This is a genomic window from Hoeflea sp. Naph1, assembly GCF_046837775.1.
Taxonomy (GTDB): domain Bacteria; phylum Pseudomonadota; class Alphaproteobacteria; order Rhizobiales; family Rhizobiaceae; genus Hoeflea.
Genome location: NZ_CP177286.1, coordinates 72,170 through 95,651, shown reverse-complemented (window position 1 = coordinate 95,651; position 23,482 = coordinate 72,170). Strand labels below are relative to the sequence as shown.

The following is a 23,482-nucleotide window of genomic DNA, read 5'->3' as shown; positions in this document are numbered from 1 at the left end:
TTTAGGCCGTGGCGAAGCAGCGTACCAGCTTCAATGGAGGTGTCAGCGGGTCGGAACCGGTGTGTCGCCGCGGTAATCGTAAAAGCCGCGACCGGATTTGCGGCCGAGCCAACCAGCCTCGACATATTTGACAAGCAGCGGGCAGGGTCGGTACTTGGAATCTGACAGACCGTCATGCAGCACCTGCATGATCGACAGGCAGGTGTCCAGGCCGATGAAATCGGCCAGTTGCAGCGGCCCCATCGGGTGGTTGGCGCCAAGTTTCATGGCCGTGTCGATGGCTTCGACCGAGCCCACGCCTTCGTAGAGCGTGTAGATCGCCTCGTTGATCATCGGCAGCAAAATGCGGTTGACGATGAAGGCCGGAAAATCTTCGGCCACGGTGATGGTCTTGTCGAGCGAATCGATGAACACGCGGGCGGCCTGGAAGGTCTGGTCCTCGGTGGCGATGCCGCGCACCAGTTCCACGAGCTTCATCACCGGCACCGGATTCATGAAATGAATGCCGATGAAGCGTTCCGGGCGATCGGTGGCCGAGGCAAGCCGGGTGATCGACAGCGACGAGGTGTTGGTGGCGAGAATTGCTTCGGGATTGAGCACCGGGCAGAGCTGCTGGTAGATCTTGCGCTTGACGGTTTCGTCTTCGGTGGCGGCTTCGATCACCATATCCATCGGCGCCAGGTCGGTTATTTCGGAGGCAAGCCGGATACGGGCGAGGGCGGCATCACGATCAGCGTCGGTGGTCTTGCCCGAGGCTACCTGACGGGCCAGATTGCCGCTGATGTTGGCAAGCATGGCGTGAAGGTTATCGGCGGAAACATCATAAACATGCACATCATAACCGGCCATGGCGCACACATGGGCAATGCCGCCGCCCATCTGCCCCGCGCCAATAATACCGACACTCTTGATCTGGTTGCCCATTGGTCCCGCCTGACTGAATTTCTGATGTTGTCCGATGCTTCGAAATTTGAAGCGTCCAGCTTAGGGAAGCTAAATGGCCGGGATGGAGACGTCCAGCCCGGCCATCGGTTTCAATGACTAATAATGCCTGATCACAGCGCCTTTTCAAGTTCGGGCAGAGCTTCGAACAAATCGGCGACCAGGCCGTAGTCGGCAACCTGGAAGATCGGCGCTTCCTCGTCCTTATTGATAGCAACAATAACCTTGGAATCCTTCATGCCGGCCAAGTGCTGGATGGCACCGGAAATGCCGCAGGCAATGTAGAGATCCGGAGCAACCACTTTGCCGGTCTGGCCGACCTGCCAGTCGTTGGGGGCATAGCCCGCATCGACGGCTGCGCGCGACGCACCAACAGCGGCACCAAGTTTGTCGGCGACGGGAAGGATGACGCTCTGGAACTTCTCCGACGAGCCGAGCGCGCGGCCACCAGAAATGATGATCTTCGCTGACGTCAGCTCGGGACGATCGCTGGTGGCAATCGCATCCTTGACGAAGGACGACAGGCCGGGATCGCCTGCCGCGCTGATGCTTTCAACCGAAGCTGACCCGCCTTCGCCAGCAGCGGAGAAGGAGGCGGTGCGCACGGTGATGACACGCTTGGCATCGGTCGACTTGACTGTCTGCAGCGCGTTGCCGGCATAGATCGGCCGCTTGAACGTGTCAGCCGAAATGACCTCGATGATGTCGGAAATCTGCATGACATCGAGAAGTGCTGCGATCCGCGGCATGACGTTCTTGCCCGACGTGGTGGCAGGCGCCATCAGCGTGTCGTAGTCACCGGCAAGCGAAACAGCCAGCGCTGCCAGCGGTTCGGCAAGCCGGTTGGCGTATTCGTCGCCCTCGGCGTGCAGCACCTTGGCGACGCCATCGAGCTTGGCGGCGGCATCGGCGGCTGCCTTGGCATCCTTGCCTGCAACCAGGACATGAACGTCGCCGCCGATCTGGGTGGCGGCGCTGACGGCCTTGGCGGTCTGCTCGGACAGCGAGGCGTGATCGTGTTCGGCTATGATGAGAATGGCCATGATAATCTCTTCCTTTCCCGCGCTTACAGCACGCCTGCTTCGTTCTTGAGCTTGTCGACCAGTTCGGCCACCGAGCCGACCTTGACGCCAGCCTTGCGACCGCCGGGCTCTTCGGTCTTGATCACCTCAAGCCGTGGCGCGGTGTCGACGCCGTAATCAGCGGCGGTTTTCTTGTCGAGCGGCTTCTTCTTGGCCTTCATGATGTTGGGCAAGGAAGCATAGCGCGGTTCGTTGAGACGCAAATCGGTGGTGACAATTGTCGGAAGCTTGACCGAAATGGTCTGCAGGCCGCCATCAACTTCGCGGGTGACGTTGGCCGATCCGTCGCCGATTTCGACCTTGGAAGCGAATGTCGCCTGGCTCCAGCCGAGCAATGCCGACAGCATCTGGCCGGTCTGGTTGGCGTCGTCATCGATCGCCTGCTTGCCGAGAATGACCATGTCGGGATTTTCCTCGCCGACGATGCCCTTGAGAATCTTGGCAACCGACAGCGGTTCAACCGTGCCGTCGACTTCAACCAGGATCGCCCGGTCAGCGCCCATGGCCAGTCCGGTGCGCAGCGTTTCCTCGGCCTTGGCCGGGCCAATCGAGACGACGATCACTTCGCTCGCCTTGCCGGCTTCCCTGAGCCGCAACGCCTCTTCCACCGCGATCTCGTCAAACGGATTCATCGACATTTTGACATTGGCGAGATCGACGCCGCTGCCATCGGGCTTGACCCGGATCTTGACGTTGTAGTCAACAACCCGCTTGATCGGCACGAGAATCTTCATCGGTTTGTTTTCCTCACTTTGTTAGGCCTCAGTGTCTTCGGCCTTGTCCCGAGCGGCCCTGAAGGGGACCGGTGTCAGGCCGTTGATCCGGATATTGCCTGTGCAGCCGTCAGCCGGATAGCCGATTGCCGACATGGATACCCGATTTTTCTCCAATATCAATCGCAGCAGGCACGAGAATATCAAAGGCAAATAAATTACGTTTACGTTCGCGTCAATTTCCTGCTGATCGCATCAGCGTCCCCACTTTGGCGGAGGGGAAGCGGGGATGGTGGTTGTCGCCACCGGTTCGGCGCTTTTACGCACCACCGCCCGGGGGGTGTCGATGGTCCGGTCAAACAATGGCACGCCGGAGCGCCGGAAGAACAGTACCAGCACTGCGCCAGCGATGATGCCACCGACGTGAGCCGCCCAGGAAACCTCGCCTCCCATGTCGGTGATCACCATGAAGAACTGAAACAGCACCCAGAACAACAGCGGAATGTACGCCGGTAGCGGCAGCGGTATGCGGCCGAGAACCAGTACCCAGACCCGAACCTTGGGATGCAGCATGAGGTAGGCGGCAACGATACCGGCCACGGCACCGGACGCACCGATCAACGGGTTTTCGGAATCGGGCAGCAGCAGACCATGGGCGAAGGCGCCGGCGGCGGCGCAGGCGAAATAGAAAATCAGGAACCGGAAATGCCCCATGGCGTCTTCGATGTTGTCCCCGAAGACCCATAGGAAAATCATGTTGGAGCCCAGGTGCAACCAGTTCCCGTGCAAGAAGCTGTAGGTCACATAGGTGGCATCTTCGGGCACCAGAACGAGTGAGGGCGGCAGTTCGGCGATGTCATTGACCACAGACGGGATGAAGCCCAGTCCGAGCACTGCGGCGTTGACAAAATCGCTCTCCGCTCCCGCCTGCTCGGTGATTGCCCAGACAAGGACGTTGAGTGCGATTAGCGACCATGTCACCCATTGCAGGCGAATGTGCTTGAGATTGTTGGAATCATGCAGCGGAATGAACATCGCGGGGTTCCCGTTTGGCCGTAGCGGCGTTCATTCTCTAGCGGTTTTTGCCGGGAACCCAAAGGACATCGGCGCGCCCCCGGTCATTGACCCAACGGGCGGCGACGAAAAGAAAATCCGACAGACGGTTGATGAAGCGGAGTGCCGGCGAGCTGACGATCTCGCCGTCCTGGCTTGAAAGTTCGACGATTTGCCGCTCGGCGCGGCGCGCCACGGTGCGGGCCAGATGCAGATGCGCCGCTGCCGCACTTCCACCGGGCAGGATAAAGGAGCGCAACGGCTCGAGATCTGCATTGAGCGCATCGATATCGGCCTCGACCCGCTCGACCTGAGCATCGATGATGCGCAAGGGTTCGTATTTGGGCGTCTCGCCGGTGTCGGGAGTTGCGAGATCGGCACCGAGGTCGAAGCAATCATTCTGAAGTCGCATCAGCATGGCGTCGAGGTCGGGGAAGGTGGTTGTGTGGAGCCGGGCGAGGCCAATCACCGCGTTGGTCTCATCGACCGTACCATAGGCTGCGACGCGCAGATCATATTTCGGCAGCCGGGCGCCGCCGACCAGTCCGGTGGTGCCGCCATCGCCGGTCTTTGTGTAGATCTTGTTGATCTTGACCATGAAAAATCTCCTCAATAACCGGACTCAAAATCGATAATGTGGATGCGGTCGTCGCCTCAGCGGCCGCCACCGGTAAGCCAAAGGGTCGCAACAATCAGGACGATGGCGAGAAACTGCAGCAGCACCCGGACTTGCATGAGCTTGTTGGACAGGTTGCTCGAACCGCCACGGGCCATGTTGACGAGACCACGGACCAGGACGGCGGCAACCGCCAGCATCACGATGACGGAAAGGGCATAGGTGACGGAAGACATCAGACGGGTTCCTTGAAACGAAGTGCGGGTGAGAAGATAGGCGGTTTTGGCTACAAGTCCATTGTTCAGCGGCGGCAATCAGTGTCGGTCAGTCCTGTTTGGCCAGCCATGCATAGAACAACCGGGCGGGCAGTAGCCGACGGGCGATGACGCCGATCTTTGCCTGCCGGGTGACGGCGTAGTGATGGCGCGGGCGTTTGGCGGTCAGCGCATGTACCAGGACTTTGTAGACGGCGTCTGGGCCAAGCTTGTCAGCCTTCGGCGACTGGCCGGCAAGCCGCCTGAGCTGGGCCTGATAGGAATCGCGGTACACCGAATTCTCAATATCTATATGGCGGTGGAATTGTGCGAGTGCATTGGCAATGAATTCGCTGGCGATCGGGCCGGGTTCGATCAGGCTGACATGGATGCCGGTTCCGGCAAGTTCCAGCGCCAGGGTCACGGTCAAACCTTCGAGCGCATGCTTGGAGGCATTGTAGGCGCCGCGGAAGCGGTAAGGCACCAACCCGAGGATCGATGAGCATTGGACGATGCGGCCACGGCCCTGGCTCCGCATCACCGGAATCACCCGGCGGGTGAGGTCGTGCCATCCGAAAAAATTGGCTTCGAATTGTGCCCTGAGGACCTCGACCGACAGGTCTTCAACAGCACCGACTTGGCCGTAGGCGCCATTGTTGAACAGCGCGTCGCAATGACCGCCACTGGCGGCCATGGCGCTGTCAAAAAATGTACCGATGCTCACCGGGTCGGCGTAATCAAGATGAAACGCCTCGAGGCCGTCTGCGCGCAGCGTGGCGATGTCGGCGTCGGTGCGGGCCGAGGCGACCACCTGCCAGCCATCTGCCTTGAGCGCTCGGGCGCAATGGGCGCCGATGCCGCTTGAACAGCCGGTCACCCAAATCGTCTTTTTTCGGTTTTCATTGTTCATTGCGCGGCTTACCCCTGTTCATTGGCATTTCAACTCCCATAATCATCAAAGGCTTACAATGGCGGATTGGCGCGGATGTCGGTCGAGCAGGGAGTATGGTGTGAAACGTGTCGGTAGGGTGGTCTGGGATGCTGTAACCCATTTTAACAATGATGACGGCTGGGCGATGGCCAGTCACGTTGCCCTGTCGATCCTGATGGCTCTGTTTCCCTTCATGATCTTCGGCACGGCGCTGGCAAGCTTTCTCGGCGCCCACGCCTATGCCGACACCGCGTCTCATCTGATTTTCGATACCTGGCCGGAATCCATTGCGGCGCCGATCTCCCGCGAGGTGGTCAATGTCCTGACTGTCGAGCGCGGTGGGTTGCTGACCTTGTCGGTGCTGGCGGCGGCATTTTTCTCGGCCAACGGGGTCGAAGCGCTCAGGGTTTCGCTCAACCGCGCCTACCGGGTAACCGAGACGCGCCCCTGGTATGTCACCCGCGCCCAGAGCCTGGCTTTCGTGATGGTGGCGGTGCTGGTGATCATGGCTATCAGTTTTCTGCTTGTGCTGGCGCCGCTGGTGTTGAAACTGGCGCGGCAATTTGCCCCATGGATGGAGACGCTGATTTCCGCCGTCGACGACTGGCGCATCCTGATCGCCATTTCGGTGCTGGTGATCGGATTGGTGATCTCACACCTCTGGTTGCCAGCAGGCAAGCGGCGGCTGCTGGATGTGGTTCCTGGGGTTTGCCTGACCTTGGTGGCCTGGATGGCGGGTGCGTTGATGTTCGCGAGCTATCTGAAAGAGTTCGCCACCTATGTGTCGACCTATGCAGGACTGGCGTCGATCATGATTGCCCTGGTGTTTCTCTACATCATCGCGGCGATTTTCATTCTCGGCGCGGAAATCAATGCGGCCATCCTCAAGTGCCGCCTGCGTGCCGAAATGGATCAGGCGCGCCACGGATAAGGGTTAATCATTAGCCAAGTCTCCAGCCTTTCGGCCGCAGCCGCGTTTACCATGGTATAATTACACTGTCGTCAAAACACACCTGCAAAGGAGACTGGCAATGTTCGCTGGGCTGACTGTCGGCATGATCTTGTTTTTCATCGCCGTGGCAGGCTCGGCCTGCTTTTTCATCGGCTATCTCATGAATATGGTGCTTGGCGCTCAAGGCTTTGGTGTCATGGGCAATATGGTCGCCCTGTTCTTTGGCTTCGTCATCGGTCTGAAGATGGTGGACTATCTGCCGCCTGGCCAGGTTCCCAACGCTCTGGTGGTGCCTGCGGCGATCGGCGTCGGCTTTGTCGGGCTGCTTCTGCTGGTGGTGCTCAAGCGTTCGGTGCGGCCGATCTGAATTGGTTTATGATGCCGGCGGCAGCCCTGCCATGGCGATAACGTCGGCGGGGCTGGCGCCTTGCGCGCGCAGCGCGGCGATCGAAGTGTCGCCATCGCTTTTGGACAGTTTGCGCCCCTGGCGATCGCGAACCAGGTCGTGATGGCAATAGAGCGGTTCGGGCAGCCCCAAAATTTCCTGCAATAAGCGGTGCACCGAGGTCGCGGCAAACAGGTCCTGACCGCGAATCACATGGCTGATGTGTTGGAGCGCGTCGTCGACGGTGACAGACAGATGATAGCTGGTGGGGACGTCGCGCCGGGCCAGAATCACATCGCCCCAGACTGCCGGCTCAGCGACAATGTAGCCGGTTTCCCCTTCAGGTCCTGCGCCGTTTTCGCGCCATCCAAGCGGCGCGTCCAGACCCTTGATGGTGCACTCCATATCCAGCCGCCAGGCGTACGGGGCGCCCTCGGCGATGCGGCGGCGACGTTCGCTCTCGGAGCGCTTGCGGTCAATGTCGGGATAATGTGGTGCCCCATCGGGGTCCCGCGGCCACGCCCGCCCCGACACTTCTGACCGGCGCACGATCGCGGCTGCTTCGGCGCGACTGAGGAAGGCGGGATAGATCAGTCCAAGCTTGCGCAACTCGTCCAAAGCAGCCCGGTAATCCTCGAAATGTTCCGATTGACGCCGGACAGGCTCGGGCCACTTGAGCCCCAGCCACACAAGGTCGTCGACGATTCCTTGCTCAAATTCGGGCCGTGTACGGGTGATATCGATGTCCTCGATCCGCAACAGGAAAATTCCGCCATGGGCGCGGGCATACCGCCAATTGATGAGCGCCGACCGGGCGTGGCCGACATGCAGCAAGCCATTGGGGCTGGGTGCGAAGCGGACGACCGGGACGGTTGAGGGCGTGTTTGGAGTGGCGTTGAGATCGGACATGGTGTTTCATGTCATTTTTAACGTGGTTCGTCACCGGGCCTGAAGGGTCATCATGCGTCGAATCGACAGCACCGATGATATTGCCGCCGGACTGGAAGCGCTGGCGCGCGCCGACTCGCGACTGGCGCGGGCAATCGAGCTATCCGGCCCGGTTCCGCTCAGGCGCAAGCCGCCGGGTTATGCCACGTTGGCCGAGATCATCGTCTCACAGATGGTGTCAAAGGCCAGTGCCAACGCGCTCTGGCGGAAACTTGAGACAGCGGCGGGCGAAATCAGCCCGCAGACGATCCTGCAATTGTCCGCCGAGGACCTGCGCGCTGCGGGCCTGTCGCGCGCCAAGGCCGAGACCCTGTGCCGGGTGGGCGTAGCGGTGCTTGCGGGCGAACTAGATCTCGACCGGCTCTGTGCTGTCGAAGGCAGTGCGGCGGTCAAGGCGATGACCGCCGTCAAGGGCGTGGGCCCATGGACTGCGGAAGTCTATCTGCTGTTTTGTGCCGGCCATCCCGACATTTTCCCCTCGGGCGACGTGGCGCTGCAAAGTGCTGCCGCGCATGCGTTGGGACTTGAGGCCCGGCCACGGCCGCGGGCGCTGTCTGACATGGCGGAGGCGTGGAGCCCTTGGCGGGGCGTAGCGGCGCGCCTGTTTTGGGCGTATTATGCGTCGGTCATGCGCCGCGATGCCACCCCGCTCGGTGCCTGATGGCCGGATGCATTCAACCAAAAGCAGTGCTTCACAAGCCTGTCATCCGAGTCCTATTATGATCCCATCGGTGACGAATCGCTCAGGAGAGGCCTTTGACGATTTTTGTATCCCCAGAGTCTTTGCCCGCGCTCGTTCTGAACGCTGACTACAGGCCGTTGAGTTATTATCCATTGTCGTTGTGGTCATGGCAGGATGCTGTCAAGGCCGTGTTTCTTGATCGCGTCCAGATTGTCGCCGAATATGACCAGGCGGTTTCCTCGCCTTCATTTTCAATGCGGCTGCCAAGCGTGGTGTGCCTGAAATCCTACATCAAACCATCGCGGTTCCCCGCGTTTACGCGTTTTAACGTGTTCTTGCGCGACCGGTTTGAATGCCAGTATTGCGGCTCGCTGAATGAACTGACCTTCGATCATGTAATTCCGCGGCGGTGTGGCGGCGAAACCACCTGGGAAAACGTGGTGGCGGCGTGTTCGCCCTGCAATCTCAGGAAGGGTGGAGCGATGCCCAAGCAGGCGGGCATGATCCCGCGGCAAACGCCCTATCGGCCAAGCGTTCAGGACCTGCACAACAACGGGCGGATGTTTCCGCCCAACTTCCTGCACGAAAGCTGGATGGATTATCTGTACTGGGATGTCGAACTGCAGCCCTGACAAGGATTGCGCGACGGCATGATCTCGGGTTCAGCCCTTGATCGCAGCGCCGCGAAAGGCGATTGCGGCCAGGGCTGCGCTGGCCAGCACGTTCCAGCCGGCGAATGAAAGGCCGAGCACGCGCAACGCTGCGGCATCGCAGGATGGCGGCTTCTTGCTGCTAAGATCGCCAAGCAGCGATCCGGCGTCCTTGGTCACAGCATCAGCCGACGTGGCGCAACTCGCGGGCCCTTCCCACCAGTGCCATTCGACACCTGAGTGATAGACGCCCAGCACCATGCCATAGAGCATCAGCACACCGCCGACGGCCAGCAGGCCGCGGGAAATCCATGCCGGACCGCCCGCCACCGAGACCACGGCGGCTACCAGCATCAGCGGTACGCCAAGATAGTAGGGGTCGCGCTGGGTCAGGCACAGCGCGCAGGGGATGTAGCCACCGATATGCTCGAAGGCGAGCGCGGAGCCGACCACAATGGCCATCGCCACAGCCAGAAACAGCGCCGTTGCGGCTCTTGATCGATTGGCGGTGGTGTTGGCTGATTGAGGGGATTGTTCAGATATTGTCATGATTAAAACACGTATTTGATTGCATAAAATCCACCCAGCAGAAGAACCATAAACAGGGTGAAAAGAAGGCCGAGATATTTTTCGATGAACAGCCTTATCGGTTCACCGAAGCGGGCGAGAAGCCAGGTCACCAGAAAGAACCTGAAGGCCCGACCGATGAGGCTGACGGCGGCAAACACCACCAGATTGAGACCGGTCACCCCGGAGAAAATGGTCAGAACCTTGTAGGGAAACGGGGTGATGGCGGCAAACAGCACACCCCAGCCGCCCCAGGTGTTGTACCACGCAGAGATCTTTTCGAACTTGTCGCTGGCGCCGTAGGCTTCAAGAATCCAGGCGCCGATGCTTTCATAAAGAAACATGCCAATGGCATAACCAACGAAAGCACCGATGATCGAGGCGATGGTGCAGATCAGCGCCAGCCGGACCCAGTTGCGCGGCTTGGCCAGGGTCATGGGAATCAGCAGCACGTCCGGCGGGATCGGAAAAAACGAGCTTTCGGCGAACGAAACCCCAAAAAGAGCTTTTTCGGCATGGCGCGTGGCCGCCAGCGACATGGTCCAGTTGTAGAGTTTGCGAAGCATGGAGGGCCTTCCTGTCGCCGCCGCAATGTCTGCGTTCTAGGGTGAAAGCGCGTCCACGTAAACCGCGGGCCGCAGCACAAAATCGATATTGCTTTATGCGCGCGAGATGTTGAAAAAGCGTTTGACCAAAACAAATGCCTGACTATAGTCCCGCCGTCTGCATCGGTCTGACCGTGTGCAAGCCCCCTTGGCGGAATTGGTAGACGCGCCGCACTCAAAATGCGGTTCTGCAAGGAGTTCCGGTTCGAGTCCGGAAGGGGGCACCACTCCGGTATCATCTGGCATATACGCTTTGTCCTGCATTTATGCTGATCCGGCCTTGGCCCCGCCTCTGCTTGCCTCTTCTATCTGAATCGTTTGCTCGCCCCGACGGGAACTCTAGCGTTTTCCGCTGGTGCGTCGTCGCTTAGGTGGCTCTTCAATCTGGTGCCCGCGCCTGATATTGCTCGTTCTGGCTAATTGCGCTGTAGTTTGATCTGATGCGTAGAACTTGCCGCCTGCATGAGTCCGCACCCGTGCGACAACCGTTGAAGGCGGACGCCTGACCGCGACGGCCATGGTGCGGATGTGGAGATATCAAAAATGTTGTTGCCGAGCGGACAGACGTTTGAAGACATCGAATCGCGATTTTCGTGGGATGTGCCGGAATTTTTCAATATCGGCACCGCGGTTTCCGATGACTGGGCTGCGCGCGAGCCGGATCGGGTCTGTCTCGAGCATTTCAATCCCGAAGGCGAACCGGCGCAACTGACCTATGGCGAGCTTGCCCGCCGTTCGAATGCGTTCGCGCGGGCGTTAAAATCGCTCGGAATTGGCACTGGCGACCGGGTGGCGCTGATGTTGCCGCAGGGCTTTCATACCGCCATCGCCCATATTGCCATCTACAAGATCGGTGCGATTGCGGTGCCGCTGGCGTTGCTGTTCGGGGTCGAGGCGATCACACATCGGCTGTCGGCTTCGGGGGCCAAGGGAGTGGTGACGACGGCAATCGGACGAGAGAAGGTCAAGGCCATTTCCGCGCACCTGCCGGCGCTCGAGACAATCATCGTCGCCGGTGGCGATGCCGGTTCGGATGAGGATTTTGAAGCGCTCGAGAACAGCCATTCCGACGCAGTGATCGAGAATGCGACCCGCGCCGAAGATCCGGCGTTGATGATCTTCACCTCGGGAACGACCGGCGCCCCCAAGGGGGCGTTGCATGCCCACCAGGTGCTCATCGGCCACATTCCCGGCGTGCAGACCCATCACGAATTCCTGCCGCAGCCGGGCGACAAGCTGTGGACCCCGGCGGATTGGGCCTGGGCCGGAGGTCTTCTCAATGTGATGTTGCCGGGCTTGCTGCTCGGGGTGCCGGTGGTGTCGTCACAGGCACAGAAATTCGATCCCGAACTGGCCTACCGGATCATGGCGGACATGAAAGTCCGCAATGTCTTTATCCCCCCCACCGCGCTTCGGATCATGCGTACGGTGCAGGATCCCTTGTCGCGCCACCAGCTCGATCTGCGTACGATCGGATCGGGTGGCGAGGCGCTGGGTCGGGAGACCTATGACTGGGCAAAACGGGTACTGGGACTGACCATCAACGAGTTCTATGGCCAGACCGAGTGCAATCTGGTGCTTTCGTCCATCGCCAGTTTGGGGGTGAGCCGTGGCGGCGCCATCGGCAAGCCGGTGCCGGGACACCGAGTGGCGGTAATTGACGCCGATGGCGCCGAGGTGGCCGACGGTGTTTCAGGTCAGATCGCGGTCAGACGCCCTGATCCGGTGATGTTTCTAGGCTATTGGCACAACCAGGAAGCAACTGACGCCAAGTTCATCGGCGACTGGATGCTGACAGGCGACCAGGGCGTGCGTGACGCTGACGGCTATTTCTCGTTCTTCGGGCGCGATGATGATGTGATCACATCGGCGGGGTACCGTATCGGTCCCGGAGAGATCGAGGATTGTCTGACCGGACATCCGGCGGTGGCGCTGGCGGCGGCGGTCGGCAAGCCCGACAAGGTGCGCACCGAAATCGTCAAGGCCTATATCGTACTGACCCCGGGGATAGTAATTGACGAGGATCTTTCCGGCTCGATCCGGGACTGGGTCAAGACCCGCCTGTCGGCGCATGAATATCCGCGTGAAATCGACTTTGTCGATGATCTGCCGTTGACCACCACCGGCAAGGTGGTTCGGCGGTTGCTGCGCGACAGGGCTATTGCGGAGGCCCGGGCGGAAAGCGCGCCAGAAGAAACGTCCCGAGCGGAAGCCGTTGGCGAGGCCTGAGCGAAGTTTAGCGCCCGGCGGCCATGCCGCGAATTTTCTGACGCAACAGCCGGGCGATGTTGCGGGTGTTGCGGTAGATGTGGAGCTGGGTCGCAACCTGACGGACATCGCGGTCGCGGTTGGGATGCAGCCCGACGACCATGGTCCCTACGCTTTCGCGTTCGGTCCAGAATTTGCTCATGATCGGATGATCCGGCACGGCACAGGAATCAGTGCGACTGATGTTGAGATCGTCGAGATGCCATTCGGTCAACCGGTCGACCAGCAGCTTGCCCGGTGAATAGCGCGCCCAAGTTTCATTATAGGCGGTTTTCCAGGTCCAGGACTCGCCGGCCGAGACAAACACGACCATCGAGGCGATCGCCTCGCCGTTCAGGGCCAGGCTGTGGATGCGCACGCTGTCGGTTTCGGCGAGGCTGTTGATTGCCTCGCGGGCAAACGCAGCGCGATAGCGGTCGGCCACCATCGCAGTCCTGCGGCGACCCTTCCAGCCGGAATCCTCGAGCGTGAGAAATTCCTCAAGGTGATGACGGATTTCCTCGGGCTGACGGGCAACCATGTAGCTCACCTCGCCATGTTCGGAAAGCCGGCGCCATTGGCGACGGAGCTCGTGGCGATGTTTGCCGGAAATGGATTTGGCGAGGTATTCGTCACCGTCCAGGCTGCTTTCGAGAAACGGCCGTTCCACCTGGTCGGTTTCGACCACGGAGAGATTGCGCCCCAGCGCCACGGCGCGCAGCAGCGCTGCAACCGGGCCCTTCAGGCGCATGTCCGGAAGCACCAGGATGTCCGGTAATCCCGAATCCTTGTTGCCAAGGGCTTCCAGCATGTTGTCGAGCGTTTCGGCCGCGCCCTCGCGGTCGAGCAGCGGCGTTCCCTGCGGTCCAAACGGATTGGCCCAGGCGCGAATGATCGAGGCGCCGACGGAAAACCCAGGTTTTTCGACGGAAAACGGCAACAGCAGACGCATGCGTGAGCTAGTTTCGCTTTCGTCGCGCATCAGCATCAGGCGGATGATGCGGTCCTCGAGCCGCGGCATCGCCGGCGCCAGAAACCGGCCGGAAAAGAACACGTTCGGCTCGATTGCCCGGTTGGTCAGAAAATCGAGTTCTTCCTGCAGTTCATAGCCGGCGCGGGCCGGGTAAATTGCCAGGTGTCGGCCGGGGCGGCCAACCGGGATATCGCGCTCGGGGACGGGGCGGGCGGTCTCGACATCGGCAAACTCGCCAATCAGCGAATTTGCCTGGCTGCCGACGCCTTCCTGAACGATGGGGCTCGAAGCCATGTTAGCGTTCCTCCGTTGCAGACAAGGCGGGAACCGGCCTCGAACGTGCGGCAATGAACATGATTATGCCCAGCCTGCGGCGAACGATGAAATGCAGGGCAACGGCTTCAATCACCATCGCCGCAGCGGTGGCGGTGGCCGCGCCAAGCAGGCCCCAGGCGGGAATCAGGACGATGTTGAGCCCAAGATTTGCCGCCAGTGCGAAACCGTAGATTGCCGCGCAAACCTTCTGTTCGCCGGCCATGGTCAGCAAGACTTCACCGGGGCCGACCATAGCCTTGGCGATGATGCCCGCAAACAGCACGACCATGACCATGTGCCCTTCGGTGAAGGCGGGGCCGAACAGCGACAGAAGAAACGGCCCGGCGGCTATGACCAGGACACCGACCAGCAGCGACGGCCAGAACGTCCACTGCACGGTCTGGCGTGCGAAGGTTGCAAGCGCTGACCGGTCGTTGCCCGAGACCAGGCCGGAAAAACGTTGTGCAGCGGCTGCCTTGACGGCGAAATAGACGAAATGCACCAGCGCCATGGTTTTGGCTGCGGCGAAATAGACCGCGACCTTTTCGGGCGGCAGATAGAAGCCGACGATGACGACATCGGCATTGGTAAGCATGAAATAGAAACCCTCGATCAGGAAGATCGGGAGTGCCACCAGCAACCATGCACGGAAATGGATCTCGAGCTTGCGGGCCGGAAACCGGTTCCGCAGTCTGGCGGTAATGGTCAGGAACTGAACCACAGTGGTCAGGTAGGCTGCGGCAAGTGTCGCCAGAATGGCGGTGTCGGCATTGGCCACCTGGCCGAGACCGACGGCGGCCCCGACAAAGGCGAGAATCAACAGTGGCCTTACAATATAGGTCGGGCTCAAGGCATGCACCGGCCAGCCATTGGCGCGGGCGGTGCCATCAAGGACATCGCCGAGCGCGATCATTGGCAGCGCGAAAGCGCCGATGAACAGCGGCTGGATGTAATGGGCTTCGATCCGGTCACCGAGCATGTAGAGCGCGGCAATGCCGGTGGCAGCGATCAGTGTCGCCGAGACCATGGCGAAAATCCGCGCGGTCGCTGTTAGTCCGTTGATCGCCGCTTCGGCGCCGTCATTGCGGTATTGCGGCAGGAAACGGATGACGGCGGTGTGAAAACCGAGGCAGGAAAGGTTGCCCAGGATCACCGCGATCACCCAGACGAAGACAAATACGCCGTATTCGAACTCGCCCATCAGCCGCGCCAGAATGATCTGCGAGACAAAAGCGATCGCGGCGCTGACAATGCGGATGGCAAAGGCGATCATGGCCATGCGCTGGGCCTGGCTGGTCTCGTCACCGGCGGTGATGACAGTTGACAGATGGTCGAGTGCCAGCGTCAGCCGCGCGGCGTAGCGCGGCGGCAGCATCTTGCCGGCGGTGTCGATCAAGGTCATGCTCAAAACTGTACCCATTGCTGTTCGGGCACCTTGGCATGGCGATGTTAAGAAACGGTTTGGCCGGCGTGCACAAAAGCCTCTGCGCCAGTGGCCGGGACCAGCTCCGTCGCAACGCCTTCAGGCGCGGCCGTCCCAGTCGGGAAGAACCGCGCCAAAATCCAAGTTTTCAAGGTAAAACTGTCCCGGCTGAATGGCTTAATCCGGCCGGGAAGCGTTTCAGAAAGCGCCGTGGCAATGCTTGTATTTCTTGCCAGAACCGCAAGGGCAGGCCTCGTTGCGGCCGACCTTGCCCCAGGTTTCCGGATTCTCGGGGTCGCGGTCTTCCGGTGATACGACACCGAGAGCTGCTGCCGAAAGGGCCTGTTCCGGATCGAATTCATCTTCCCCGGTGTTGGGATCGAGATGGTGAGCTTCCATGCCTTCAGGCAGGGCTGGTTCGGGTGCAGCTTCGCGAACTATTTCGACGCGCATCAGCTGAGCCATGACGGCCTGACGCAGATTAGCAAGCAACGCCTGGAAAAGTTCAAAGGCTTCGGATTTGTATTCCTGAAGCGGGTCGCGCTGGCCGTAACCGCGGAACCCGACCACCGAACGAAGATGGTCGAGATTGACCAGCTGTTCGCGCCAGAGATGGTCAAGGGTTTGAAGGACAACCGATTTTTCTACATAGTTGGTAACTTCCGGGCCGAACCGTTCAGCGCGTTCGGCCGCCATTTTGTCAGCTGCTTCGGTGATGCGGGCGCGGATGTCGTCCTCGGCAATTCCTTCTTCTGCAGCCCATTCCTCAATCGGCAGGTCCAGATTGAGATAAGCCTCCACGCCCTTTTTCAGTTCGACAACATTCCACTGCTCGGCATAGGCCCGCTCCGGAATATGCAGGTTGACGAGGCCGTCGATCACTTCCTGGCGCATGTCGGCGATGATTTCGGAAACCGATTCCGCGTCCATCAGTTCCTTGCGCTGATCAAAGATGACCTTGCGCTGGTCGTTCATCACGTCATCGTACTGGAGCAGGTTCTTCCGGATGTCGAAGTTGCGCGCCTCGACCTTTTTCTGAGCGCGTTCCAGCGCCTTGTTGATCCAGGGATGGACAATCGCCTCGCCTTCCTTGAGGCCGAGCGACTTGAGCATGCCGTCCATCCGCTCGGAGCCGAAGATGCGCATCAGGTCATCTTGCAGCGACAGGAAGAACTTGGAGCGGCCAGGGTCACCCTGACGACCGGAACGGCCGCGCAACTGATTGTCGATGCGGCGGCTTTCATGGCGCTCTGTGGCGAGCACGTAAAGCCCGCCGGCCGCACGTGCCTCGTCCTTGAGCGCCTGGATTTCAGCGCGGATTTCCTGTTCGCGCTTGTCGCGCTCGGGGCCTTCGGGCATGTCGCCAAGTTCCTGGGCGACACGCATGTCGGCATTGCCGCCGAGCTGGATGTCGGTTCCGCGGCCTGCCATGTTGGTGGCAATGGTAATTGCGCCGGGTACGCCGGCCTGAGAGACGATATAGGCTTCCTGCTCGTGATAGCGGGCATTGAGCACCTTGAAATCGGTCAGGCCTTCCTTGCGCAGCAGTTCGGCCAGGATTTCCGATTTCTCGATCGAGGTGGTGCCCACCAGCACCGGCTGCTTGCGCTCGCGCGCCTGCTTGATGTCGGCGATGATGGCCTGGTATTTTTCCTCGACCGTGCGGTAGACCTCGTCGTCTTCGTCGATACGGGCGATGGGAACATTGGTCGGCACTTCGACGACGTCGAGGCCGTAAATATTGCCAAATTCCTCGGCTTCGGTGGCCGCAGTGCCGGTCATGCCGCCAAGCTTGTCGTACATCCGGAAATAGTTCTGGAAGGTGATGGAAGCCAGCGTCTGGTTTTCCGGCTGGATCTTGACGCCTTCCTTGGCCTCAAGCGCCTGATGCTGGCCTTCCGAATAGCGGCGGCCCGGCATCATGCGGCCGGTGAATTCGTCAATGATGACGATTTCGTCGTTGCGGACGATGTAATCCTTGTCGCGTGCGAACAGCCGGTGCGCCTTCAGCGCATTGTTGATGTGGTGCACGACCGCGACGTTCTCGACGTCATAGAGCGATTCGCCCTTGAGCATGCCGGCTTCGGTCAGCATGGCTTCCAGCTTCTCGGTGCCAACTTCGGTGAAAGTGGCCGAGCGCTGCTTTTCGTCAATCTCGTAATCGTCGGGTTCGAGCTTCTGGATCAGTGTGTCGATGCTGTTGTAAAGCGTCGAGCGGTCGTCCAGCGGTCCGGAAATGATCAGCGGCGTGCGCGCTTCGTCAACAAGAATTGAATCGACCTCGTCGACGATGGCGTAATTGTGCCCGCGCTGCACCATCTGGGCGCGGTCATACTTCATGTTGTCGCGCAGATAATCGAAGCCGAGCTCGTTGTTGGTGGCATAGGTGATGTCGCAGGCGTAGGCAGCGCGGCGTTCATCATCGTCCATGCCGTGACCGATAATGCCGGTGGTCAGGCCAAGGAAGCTGTAGATCTGGCTCATCCATTCGGCGTCGCGGGTAGCCAGGTAATCGTTGACGGTAACCACATGCACGCCCTTGCCGGAAAGCGCGTTGAGATAGACCGGAAGGGTCGCGACCAGCGTTTTACCTTCGCCGGTCTTCATCTCGGCAATGGCGTTTTCATTGAGAATGATGCCGCCGATCAACTGGACATCGAAGGGGCGCAGGCCGATGGCCCGGCGAGCTGCCTCGCGAACAGTGGCAAAGGCCGGGATCAACAGGTCGTCGAGCTTGGCGCCTGCTGCGATCTGCTCACGAAATTGTGTCGTGCGGGCGGCAAGGTCAGCATCGCTCAGGGCACTGATTTCCGGCTCCAGAGCATTGATGGCAGCTATTTTTGGATTGTAGGCCCGGATCCGACGATCATTGGATGAGCCGAACATTTTGCGGGCGATAGCGCCGATCTTGACCATTGTAATGGTCCTTTCTTGAGACTGCGCGGGCGGCAGAGCGGAGAACCGGCGCTGGATGGCAGCCGGTGAAACGGTTGGAATCGTAGTCCAAACCACCTTCACCGGGTGAAAGTCATCTGGACGGACGGTTGGCTGACAGATAAGAGGGGGGTTGAACGATGTCAACGGCGGCAAAGGGCCGTCATAAGATGGCCAACTTCTCCTCGGTACAGGGGTGGCTGTCGAAAGATGCTTCCCAATGAAAGGTTAGTCCATGCGCTTATCGCAGCTTACAGCCACGCTCCTCTTGACGACCATTGCCTTCCTGCCGGTGCATGGTCATGCCGCTGAAGAGGCCGATCCGGTGGTCGCGACTGTTGCGGGGGCTGAAATTCGGACCTCGGAGCTGAATATGGCTGAGGGCGACCTCGACCCGCAGTTCGACAAGCTTCCTGCAGAACAGCGCCGGGTCGCAGCTCTTGCTGCCATTATCGATATCAAGACACTGGCGCACAAAGCCGAAGGCGAGAAGCTCGACGAGACCGATGATTTCAAAAAATTGATGGCGTTCCAGCGCGACCGTGCTCTGCACAATGCGCTTTTCAAGGCCACCGTTGTTGATCCGGTCACCGAGGCCGACGTCAAGGCGCGCTATGAAAAGGAAATCGCGGCCACGCCGCCGGAAGAAGAAATCAGCGCGCGTCATATCCTGCTCAAAACCGAAGAAGAAGCCAAGGCAGTCATTGCCGAGCTTGAAGCCGGCAAGGATTTCGCCGAACTGGCAAAAGAGAAGTCGACCGGACCGAGCGCGGCACAGGGTGGCGATCTCGGCTATTTCACCAAGGGCCGCATGGTGCCGGAATTCGAGGCGGCAGCTTTTGCCCTGAATAAAGGTGAATATGCCAAGGAACCGATCAAGACCCAGTTCGGCTGGCATGTGATCAAGCTTGAAGACCGCAGGGAAACAGCGCCGCCGGCGTTTGAGGAAGTTGCGGCTCAGGTTCGTCAGATGGTGATGCGCGAGCGGTACGCAGAGCTCATCCGCGATGCCCGCGAAGGGGTCGAGATCGAGGTTGTCGATCCGGATCTGAAGACGGCCTACGAGGCGATCACCAAGCAACCCTAAGAGCATTTTCGGGCCGATAATGTCCGTCAAACAAGGTTCAAACGCATGTCCGGCGACATTTCCCCCCTGGCTCCGAAAACCTATGCCGCGCTGCCCCCGATCAGGGGCGCGCGCATAGAAACCGCCGCGGCCGGGATCAAATACGCTGGTCGCACGGACGTGATGCTGATGGTGTTTGATCGGCCGGCGGCGGTGGCTGGCGTGTTCACGACCTCGAAATGCCCTTCGGCGCCAGTTGACTTCTGCCGTGCCAATCTCGGTGGAGGCCAGGCGCGGGCGCTGGTGGTCAATTCGGGCAACGCCAACGCGTTTACCGGTCAGAAGGGGCGCGCTTCAACGGCATTGACGGCCCGTGCTGCGGCGGAAGCCGTCGGGTGCAGTGAAGCCGAAGTATTCTTGGCGTCGACCGGCGTGATTGGAGAACCGCTGGATGCGAGCAAATTCGTAACCGTGCTCGGGCAGATGGCGGCCTCAGCCAGCGGCGATCGCTGGCTTGACGCGGCACGGGCAATCATGACCACCGACACCTATCCGAAAGTGGCCACACGGACGGCGCGGATCGACGGCGTGACGGTGACGCTGAACGGCATGGCCAAGGGTGCGGGTATGATTGCCCCGGATATGGCGACCATGCTTTCCTTCATCGTCACCGACGCCAACATCGAGGCGGCGGCACTGCAGGCAATGCTCAGCCGGTACGTCGGTTCAACCTTCAATGCGGTCACTGTTGACAGCGACACCTCCACTTCCGACACGCTGATGGTGTTTGCGACCGGGGCTGCCTCGGAGCAGGGAGCCGAGGTAATATCGACGGCGAGTGACCCTCGTGCGCGGGCTTTTTCGAAGGCACTAGCCGGCCTTATGGAGGATCTGGCGATCCAGGTCGTTCGTGACGGCGAGGGGGCGCGCAAGCAGGTAGAAATACTTGTTACCGGCGCAGCCTCGGCAAAGGCGGCGGGCCGCATCGCCAGGTCGATTGCCAATTCACCACTGGTCAAAACCGCGATTGCGGGCGAAGATGCCAATTGGGGTCGTGTCGTCATGGCAGTCGGCAAGGCCGGCGAGAAGGCCGAGCGGGACAAGCTGGCCATCTGGTTCGGCGACATCCGGGTTGCGGTCGATGGCGAGCGGGATCCCGACTACAGCGAAGCGGCTGCGTCAGACGTGATGAAACGCGACGAGATCACCATCAGGGTTGATCTTGGAATTGGACGCGGCAAGGCGCGGGTGTTTACCTGTGACCTGACCAAGGCATATGTTGAGATCAATGGCGACTACCGGAGTTGATGATCTGTCCGAACCACCGAGCGTGGAGCGCATAGTGCCCAATCTTGCAATTGTCAGACGATTGGAAGCGGTCGGATTTCGGGCATGGCCGGCGGCATCGATTCAGTATGACGGCAGCTGGCAGATCCGCTTGACTGCGGGCCATCCTTCCAAGCGGCTAAATTCGGTCAATCCTCTCGATCCGTCAGATCACGGTGATATCGAGATCAGGGTTGAACGGGCTGCGCGCCGGTTCGATGCCTATGACAGGCCGCTCGTGTTTCGGCAATCGCCGCTGGCGCCGCCTCAACTCGAGACTTTTTTGGACGCGCATGGCTGGCGCCGGTTCGACGAGACAATCGTCATGGCCGGGGCGATCGACCGGCTGGATATCGATGGTGGTATGGATTATCTGCCGGTTCGCGATATCGGCCGCTATGTCGATGCGGCGATCATGGTTCATGGCCGTGATCAATCATTAAAGGCCGGATTGACCGAAGTCCTGAGTTCGATACGGCCGCCAAGCGGTTTGTTCGTGATCGAAGACGACAATACCGGCCCGACGGCCACAGCGCTTTGCGTTCATGATAACGACATGGCCGGGTTGTTCGAGCTTGCCACCCGTGCCGATGCACGACGCGCCGGACATGGTAGGGGTGTGATCCGGGCTGCGCTCCGCTGGGCGCGTCATCGTGGCGCCGAGACGGCGTGGCTGCAAGTGGAAACCGCCAATAAGGCCGCGGTTGCGCTGTATAAGGGGCTCGGCTTTACCGAGGTCTATCGCTACGCCTATCGCCTGAAACCGGGACAGTGAATTCATGACAGGCAAGAAAACGCTGCTGGTTGTCGCATGCGCGCTGGTCGATGCCGATGGGCGGGTGTTGTTGTCGCAACGTCCCGAGGGCAAGAAGCTGGCGGGATTGTGGGAATTTCCCGGTGGCAAGGTGGAACCGGGTGAAACCCCGGAAATCGCCCTGATCCGTGAGCTGATGGAAGAGCTTGGGGTCACGACCAAGACCGATTGCCTCGCGCCGCTGACATTCGCCAGCCACAGCTATGACGAGTTTCATCTGCTGATGCCGCTGTTTGTCTGCAGGCGATTCGAGGGCCCGGCACGCGGGCTTGAAGGGCAGGCGCTCAAATGGGTCCGACCGCGGGACATGCGCACCTATCCGATGCCGCCGGCTGACGAGCCGTTGATTCCGCATCTGATCGATCTGCTGTAATTTCCTGCCGCCATATGGTCGAAACGACCAACATGATATCAGCGTTAATCAATCCTCAATTCTAGCACGCCACAATCACCCCGAACGATGAATCCGGTAAGGGTTCTCAGTGGAGGCACCATGGCCAGCGACGATTTTTGGGTAACAGTGATGGATAGATCTGGCGGTGAAAACCAGCGCAAGCGGTTTGGTGCGGTTCGCGTGGCATTGTTATTTGGGACTGCTGCCATTGCGGTGGCGACGATCCTGACGCCGATTGTCGCCGATCGCACCACGACATCCCGGGTTGCCTGGTCTCCTTCCCAGTACGACAACATCACCACTGGTTCAATTCAGCAACGTTCGAGCGGATCGTTTTACACGGTGCGAAAATCGATCCTGCAGGATATTCCCGGCGCCGTGTGCATTATTCGAACGGATGGCCGGACCAGCGGGGATTGCTAAGGCAGATTGCGTATTTCCCCTAGACCCCGGAGTCGGAATTTCGATATGAAAACAGTGATGACTTGGTTCCTGAGAGACAAGAGCGGTGCCACCGCAATCGAGTATGGGCTGATCGCAGGATTTCTTTCGATCGCCCTGGTGGTTGGCGCCTCCACGCTCGGAAACGCCATCAACAACACCCTCGATGGCGCTTCACAGCACCTGGTCAACAGCCAGTAGGCCTTCCTGACTTTACCCAGGCTTTCTCTCAACGCGGCAGTTTTTGTTCCGGGGCCTTCAGCGCGTCAGCAAGCCGCGCCTTGGCAGAGCCCGGCTTGAGTGGTTTTTGCTGACTTTCGTGTGGCGCCCACCCCGATAAGTGAATGACCGGGAAACTGGCACGTATGCGACCGTCCGGGTCTGAAAAACGTTCAGCATAGATCTCTGCTGCCCGCAGGAACATGGCCTTATGACCCGGTCGACGGCTGCGGTCGCTCAAGATCGAGGTCATGCCCATGCCGCGCAGATCGCGCAGCAGGGCGAACATATCATCATAGCGTACGACGACTTCTTCAATGTCGGTGACCGGCAGGGCGAAACCGGCGCGTTGCAGCAGCCCGCCATAGTCGCGGATGTCGGCAAAGGGGTGCACCCTGGCATTTGCCCCGCCGGAGAGTTCGCTTTCGGCGGCCAGCAGCGCCTCGCGCAATTCGGCAAGCGTGCCGGCACCGGGTGTGGCAGCGAGCAACAAGCCATCCGGCTTGAGCGCCCTGCGCAATTGCACCAGAATCCCGGGTGTATCGTTGGTCAGGTGCAAGGCCAGTGGGGAGATCGCCAGATCCACGCTTTGCGGCTCAAGCGGGGCGAGATCGGGAGGGGCCAGGGTGAGGCCGCGACCCTCCAGACCTGGCATCTGGCAGCAATCTATGAAACTGAATTCTTCGGTTTTCCCGGTTGCCTGCATCAGGTCGGCAGCAAGTGGCAATCCGCCATGCAGTTGCACCGGTTGGTCGAAATGACGCGCAACGACGGATAGGCGCTCAGCCATGTCCTCGGCGACCCTGCGGACCAGAAAATCTGCACCGGGCTGGAAACCCACACGGGCGCGCTCGCGACGTTGGCGCATGAGCGCGTGGTCAAACAATTGGTCCATGTCTTGCTCCGGCTACTGGTGATTGGCTCGCTTGTTGGATGGAACGGGGCTAATG

General features: G+C 60.1%; 25 protein-coding genes and 1 tRNA gene. 12 read left to right on the top strand and 14 right to left on the bottom strand.

The genetic code is table 11. The annotated features are described in order from the left end of the window. Positions 1 to 42: 42 nt before the first annotated feature. From ACK6D9_RS00460 to ACK6D9_RS00430, 7 genes are all read right to left on the bottom strand, one after another. The gene (locus ACK6D9_RS00460; protein ID WP_322988748.1) at positions 43 to 924 is read right to left on the bottom strand and encodes a 3-hydroxybutyryl-CoA dehydrogenase; all 882 of its coding nucleotides are present in this window, start codon (positions 922 to 924) and stop codon (positions 43 to 45) included. A gap of 131 nt (positions 925 to 1,055) precedes the next feature. Further along, on the bottom strand, positions 1,056 to 1,985 hold the full coding sequence (locus ACK6D9_RS00455) for an electron transfer flavoprotein subunit alpha/FixB family protein (RefSeq protein ID WP_412050222.1): 930 nt from the start codon (positions 1,983 to 1,985) through the stop codon (positions 1,056 to 1,058). 23 nt (positions 1,986 to 2,008) lie between these two features. Next, positions 2,009 to 2,758: an electron transfer flavoprotein subunit beta/FixA family protein gene (locus ACK6D9_RS00450; protein WP_412050221.1), complete on the bottom strand. Its 750-nt coding sequence runs from the start codon at positions 2,756 to 2,758 to the stop codon at positions 2,009 to 2,011. Positions 2,759 to 2,992: 234 nt separating this feature from the next. Further along, the gene (locus ACK6D9_RS00445; RefSeq protein WP_412050220.1) at positions 2,993 to 3,772 is read right to left on the bottom strand and encodes a rhomboid family intramembrane serine protease; all 780 of its coding nucleotides are present in this window, start codon (positions 3,770 to 3,772) and stop codon (positions 2,993 to 2,995) included. 37 nt (positions 3,773 to 3,809) lie between these two features. Then, positions 3,810 to 4,388, bottom strand: coding sequence for a cob(I)yrinic acid a,c-diamide adenosyltransferase (locus tag ACK6D9_RS00440; RefSeq protein ID WP_322988752.1), 579 nt, complete (start codon positions 4,386 to 4,388; stop codon positions 3,810 to 3,812). A 56-nt stretch (positions 4,389 to 4,444) separates the two neighbouring features. Next, positions 4,445 to 4,642 (bottom strand): twin transmembrane helix small protein, encoded by a 198-nt coding sequence (locus tag ACK6D9_RS00435; RefSeq protein WP_322988753.1) that lies wholly within the window; start codon positions 4,640 to 4,642, stop codon positions 4,445 to 4,447. Positions 4,643 to 4,730: 88 nt separating this feature from the next. Next, complete coding sequence (locus ACK6D9_RS00430; RefSeq protein ID WP_412050219.1) at positions 4,731 to 5,570, bottom strand: SDR family oxidoreductase; 840 nt, start codon at positions 5,568 to 5,570, stop codon at positions 4,731 to 4,733. Positions 5,571 to 5,628: 58 nt separating this feature from the next. On the opposite strand from ACK6D9_RS00430, the gene ACK6D9_RS00425 reads away from it, so the two are divergent. Next, positions 5,629 to 6,522: a YihY/virulence factor BrkB family protein gene (locus ACK6D9_RS00425; protein WP_412050218.1), complete on the top strand. Its 894-nt coding sequence runs from the start codon at positions 5,629 to 5,631 to the stop codon at positions 6,520 to 6,522. A gap of 100 nt (positions 6,523 to 6,622) precedes the next feature. Beyond that, complete coding sequence (locus ACK6D9_RS00420; RefSeq protein WP_412050217.1) at positions 6,623 to 6,910, top strand: hypothetical protein; 288 nt, start codon at positions 6,623 to 6,625, stop codon at positions 6,908 to 6,910. A gap of 6 nt (positions 6,911 to 6,916) precedes the next feature. Here ACK6D9_RS00420 and gluQRS read toward each other — a convergent pair whose 3' ends face one another. Then, positions 6,917 to 7,837 (bottom strand): tRNA glutamyl-Q(34) synthetase GluQRS, encoded by a 921-nt coding sequence (gluQRS, locus tag ACK6D9_RS00415; RefSeq protein WP_412050216.1) that lies wholly within the window; start codon positions 7,835 to 7,837, stop codon positions 6,917 to 6,919. 52 nt (positions 7,838 to 7,889) lie between these two features. On the opposite strand from gluQRS, the gene ACK6D9_RS00410 reads away from it, so the two are divergent. Both ACK6D9_RS00410 and ACK6D9_RS00405 read left to right on the top strand, forming a co-directional pair. Beyond that, a complete protein-coding gene (locus tag ACK6D9_RS00410; protein ID WP_412050215.1) occupies positions 7,890 to 8,537 on the top strand; it encodes a DNA-3-methyladenine glycosylase family protein in 648 nt (215 codons plus the stop codon). Positions 8,538 to 8,632: 95 nt separating this feature from the next. Further along, on the top strand, positions 8,633 to 9,190 hold the full coding sequence (locus ACK6D9_RS00405; protein ID WP_267654218.1) for an HNH endonuclease: 558 nt from the start codon (positions 8,633 to 8,635) through the stop codon (positions 9,188 to 9,190). A 30-nt stretch (positions 9,191 to 9,220) separates the two neighbouring features. On the opposite strand, the gene ACK6D9_RS00400 is transcribed toward ACK6D9_RS00405, so the two are convergent. Both ACK6D9_RS00400 and ACK6D9_RS00395 read right to left on the bottom strand, forming a co-directional pair. Continuing rightward, the gene (locus ACK6D9_RS00400) at positions 9,221 to 9,757 is read right to left on the bottom strand and encodes a disulfide bond formation protein B (protein ID WP_412050214.1); all 537 of its coding nucleotides are present in this window, start codon (positions 9,755 to 9,757) and stop codon (positions 9,221 to 9,223) included. Between the two features lie 2 nt (positions 9,758 to 9,759). Continuing rightward, complete coding sequence (locus tag ACK6D9_RS00395; RefSeq protein WP_412050213.1) at positions 9,760 to 10,341, bottom strand: YqaA family protein; 582 nt, start codon at positions 10,339 to 10,341, stop codon at positions 9,760 to 9,762. 181 nt (positions 10,342 to 10,522) lie between these two features. Here ACK6D9_RS00395 and ACK6D9_RS00390 point away from each other — a divergent pair. Next, positions 10,523 to 10,607: transfer RNA gene (locus tag ACK6D9_RS00390), tRNA-Leu, on the top strand. A 316-nt stretch (positions 10,608 to 10,923) separates the two neighbouring features. After that, on the top strand, positions 10,924 to 12,609 hold the full coding sequence (locus ACK6D9_RS00385) for an AMP-binding protein (protein ID WP_412050212.1): 1,686 nt from the start codon (positions 10,924 to 10,926) through the stop codon (positions 12,607 to 12,609). Between the two features lie 7 nt (positions 12,610 to 12,616). Here ACK6D9_RS00385 and ACK6D9_RS00380 read toward each other — a convergent pair whose 3' ends face one another. The 3 genes from ACK6D9_RS00380 to secA all read right to left on the bottom strand — a co-directional run bounded on the left by ACK6D9_RS00380 (position 12,617) and on the right by secA (position 18,254). Continuing rightward, positions 12,617 to 13,894, bottom strand: coding sequence for a GNAT family N-acetyltransferase (locus ACK6D9_RS00380; protein WP_412050211.1), 1,278 nt, complete (start codon positions 13,892 to 13,894; stop codon positions 12,617 to 12,619). A 1-nt stretch (position 13,895) separates the two neighbouring features. Next, positions 13,896 to 15,317 carry a lipopolysaccharide biosynthesis protein gene (locus ACK6D9_RS00375; protein ID WP_322988889.1) on the bottom strand — a complete coding sequence of 474 codons (1,422 nt, stop codon included), beginning with the start codon at positions 15,315 to 15,317 and terminating at the stop codon, positions 13,896 to 13,898. Positions 15,318 to 15,536: 219 nt separating this feature from the next. Then, a complete protein-coding gene (gene secA, locus ACK6D9_RS00370) occupies positions 15,537 to 18,254 on the bottom strand; it encodes a preprotein translocase subunit SecA (RefSeq protein ID WP_412050210.1) in 2,718 nt (905 codons plus the stop codon). A 253-nt stretch (positions 18,255 to 18,507) separates the two neighbouring features. Here secA and ACK6D9_RS00365 point away from each other — a divergent pair, with 253 nt between their 5' ends. The 6 genes from ACK6D9_RS00365 to ACK6D9_RS00340 all read left to right on the top strand — a co-directional run bounded on the left by ACK6D9_RS00365 (position 18,508) and on the right by ACK6D9_RS00340 (position 22,514). Further along, positions 18,508 to 19,359 carry a peptidylprolyl isomerase gene (locus ACK6D9_RS00365; protein ID WP_412050209.1) on the top strand — a complete coding sequence of 284 codons (852 nt, stop codon included), beginning with the start codon at positions 18,508 to 18,510 and terminating at the stop codon, positions 19,357 to 19,359. Positions 19,360 to 19,404: 45 nt separating this feature from the next. Next, positions 19,405 to 20,646: a bifunctional glutamate N-acetyltransferase/amino-acid acetyltransferase ArgJ gene (argJ, locus tag ACK6D9_RS00360; RefSeq protein ID WP_412050208.1), complete on the top strand. Its 1,242-nt coding sequence runs from the start codon at positions 19,405 to 19,407 to the stop codon at positions 20,644 to 20,646. Then, positions 20,627 to 21,439 (top strand): GNAT family N-acetyltransferase, encoded by an 813-nt coding sequence (locus ACK6D9_RS00355; RefSeq protein WP_322988893.1) that lies wholly within the window; start codon positions 20,627 to 20,629, stop codon positions 21,437 to 21,439. The genes argJ and ACK6D9_RS00355 overlap by 20 nt, the downstream gene beginning before the upstream one ends. 4 nt (positions 21,440 to 21,443) lie before the next feature. Beyond that, positions 21,444 to 21,851 (top strand): (deoxy)nucleoside triphosphate pyrophosphohydrolase, encoded by a 408-nt coding sequence (locus ACK6D9_RS00350; RefSeq protein WP_322988894.1) that lies wholly within the window; start codon positions 21,444 to 21,446, stop codon positions 21,849 to 21,851. A gap of 120 nt (positions 21,852 to 21,971) precedes the next feature. Next, positions 21,972 to 22,295, top strand: coding sequence for a hypothetical protein (locus ACK6D9_RS00345; protein WP_412050207.1), 324 nt, complete (start codon positions 21,972 to 21,974; stop codon positions 22,293 to 22,295). Positions 22,296 to 22,340: 45 nt separating this feature from the next. Next, complete coding sequence (locus ACK6D9_RS00340; RefSeq protein WP_322988895.1) at positions 22,341 to 22,514, top strand: Flp family type IVb pilin; 174 nt, start codon at positions 22,341 to 22,343, stop codon at positions 22,512 to 22,514. Positions 22,515 to 22,542: 28 nt separating this feature from the next. On the opposite strand, the gene ACK6D9_RS00335 is transcribed toward ACK6D9_RS00340, so the two are convergent. Next, the gene (locus tag ACK6D9_RS00335; RefSeq protein WP_412050206.1) at positions 22,543 to 23,427 is read right to left on the bottom strand and encodes a methyltransferase domain-containing protein; all 885 of its coding nucleotides are present in this window, start codon (positions 23,425 to 23,427) and stop codon (positions 22,543 to 22,545) included. Between the last annotated feature and the right edge of the window lie 55 nt (positions 23,428 to 23,482).

Bases quoted from the DNA above. Each gene is read 5' to 3' on its own strand.
- ACK6D9_RS00460 (WP_322988748.1), bottom strand. From the start codon at position 924: ATGGGCAACCAGATCAAGAGTGTCGGTATTATTGGCGCGGGGCAGATG.
- ACK6D9_RS00455 (WP_412050222.1), bottom strand. From the start codon at position 1,985: ATGGCCATTCTCATCATAGCCGAACACGATCACGCCTCGCTGTCCGAG.
- ACK6D9_RS00450 (WP_412050221.1), bottom strand. From the start codon at position 2,758: ATGAAGATTCTCGTGCCGATCAAGCGGGTTGTTGACTACAACGTCAAG.
- ACK6D9_RS00445 (WP_412050220.1), bottom strand. From the start codon at position 3,772: ATGTTCATTCCGCTGCATGATTCCAACAATCTCAAGCACATTCGCCTG.
- ACK6D9_RS00440 (WP_322988752.1), bottom strand. From the start codon at position 4,388: ATGGTCAAGATCAACAAGATCTACACAAAGACCGGCGATGGCGGCACC.
- ACK6D9_RS00435 (WP_322988753.1), bottom strand. From the start codon at position 4,642: ATGTCTTCCGTCACCTATGCCCTTTCCGTCATCGTGATGCTGGCGGTT.
- ACK6D9_RS00430 (WP_412050219.1), bottom strand. From the start codon at position 5,570: ATGAACAATGAAAACCGAAAAAAGACGATTTGGGTGACCGGCTGTTCA.
- ACK6D9_RS00425 (WP_412050218.1), top strand. From the start codon at position 5,629: ATGGCGGATTGGCGCGGATGTCGGTCGAGCAGGGAGTATGGTGTGAAA.
- ACK6D9_RS00420 (WP_412050217.1), top strand. From the start codon at position 6,623: ATGTTCGCTGGGCTGACTGTCGGCATGATCTTGTTTTTCATCGCCGTG.
- gluQRS (WP_412050216.1), bottom strand. From the start codon at position 7,837: ATGTCCGATCTCAACGCCACTCCAAACACGCCCTCAACCGTCCCGGTC.
- ACK6D9_RS00410 (WP_412050215.1), top strand. From the start codon at position 7,890: ATGCGTCGAATCGACAGCACCGATGATATTGCCGCCGGACTGGAAGCG.
- ACK6D9_RS00400 (WP_412050214.1), bottom strand. From the start codon at position 9,757: ATGACAATATCTGAACAATCCCCTCAATCAGCCAACACCACCGCCAAT.
- ACK6D9_RS00395 (WP_412050213.1), bottom strand. From the start codon at position 10,341: ATGCTTCGCAAACTCTACAACTGGACCATGTCGCTGGCGGCCACGCGC.
- ACK6D9_RS00385 (WP_412050212.1), top strand. From the start codon at position 10,924: ATGTTGTTGCCGAGCGGACAGACGTTTGAAGACATCGAATCGCGATTT.
- ACK6D9_RS00380 (WP_412050211.1), bottom strand. From the start codon at position 13,894: ATGGCTTCGAGCCCCATCGTTCAGGAAGGCGTCGGCAGCCAGGCAAAT.
- ACK6D9_RS00375 (WP_322988889.1), bottom strand. From the start codon at position 15,317: ATGACCTTGATCGACACCGCCGGCAAGATGCTGCCGCCGCGCTACGCC.
- secA (WP_412050210.1), bottom strand. From the start codon at position 18,254: ATGGTCAAGATCGGCGCTATCGCCCGCAAAATGTTCGGCTCATCCAAT.
- ACK6D9_RS00365 (WP_412050209.1), top strand. From the start codon at position 18,508: ATGCGCTTATCGCAGCTTACAGCCACGCTCCTCTTGACGACCATTGCC.
- argJ (WP_412050208.1), top strand. From the start codon at position 19,405: ATGTCCGGCGACATTTCCCCCCTGGCTCCGAAAACCTATGCCGCGCTG.
- ACK6D9_RS00355 (WP_322988893.1), top strand. From the start codon at position 20,627: ATGGCGACTACCGGAGTTGATGATCTGTCCGAACCACCGAGCGTGGAG.
- ACK6D9_RS00350 (WP_322988894.1), top strand. From the start codon at position 21,444: ATGACAGGCAAGAAAACGCTGCTGGTTGTCGCATGCGCGCTGGTCGAT.
- ACK6D9_RS00345 (WP_412050207.1), top strand. From the start codon at position 21,972: ATGGCCAGCGACGATTTTTGGGTAACAGTGATGGATAGATCTGGCGGT.
- ACK6D9_RS00340 (WP_322988895.1), top strand. From the start codon at position 22,341: ATGAAAACAGTGATGACTTGGTTCCTGAGAGACAAGAGCGGTGCCACC.
- ACK6D9_RS00335 (WP_412050206.1), bottom strand. From the start codon at position 23,427: ATGGACCAATTGTTTGACCACGCGCTCATGCGCCAACGTCGCGAGCGC.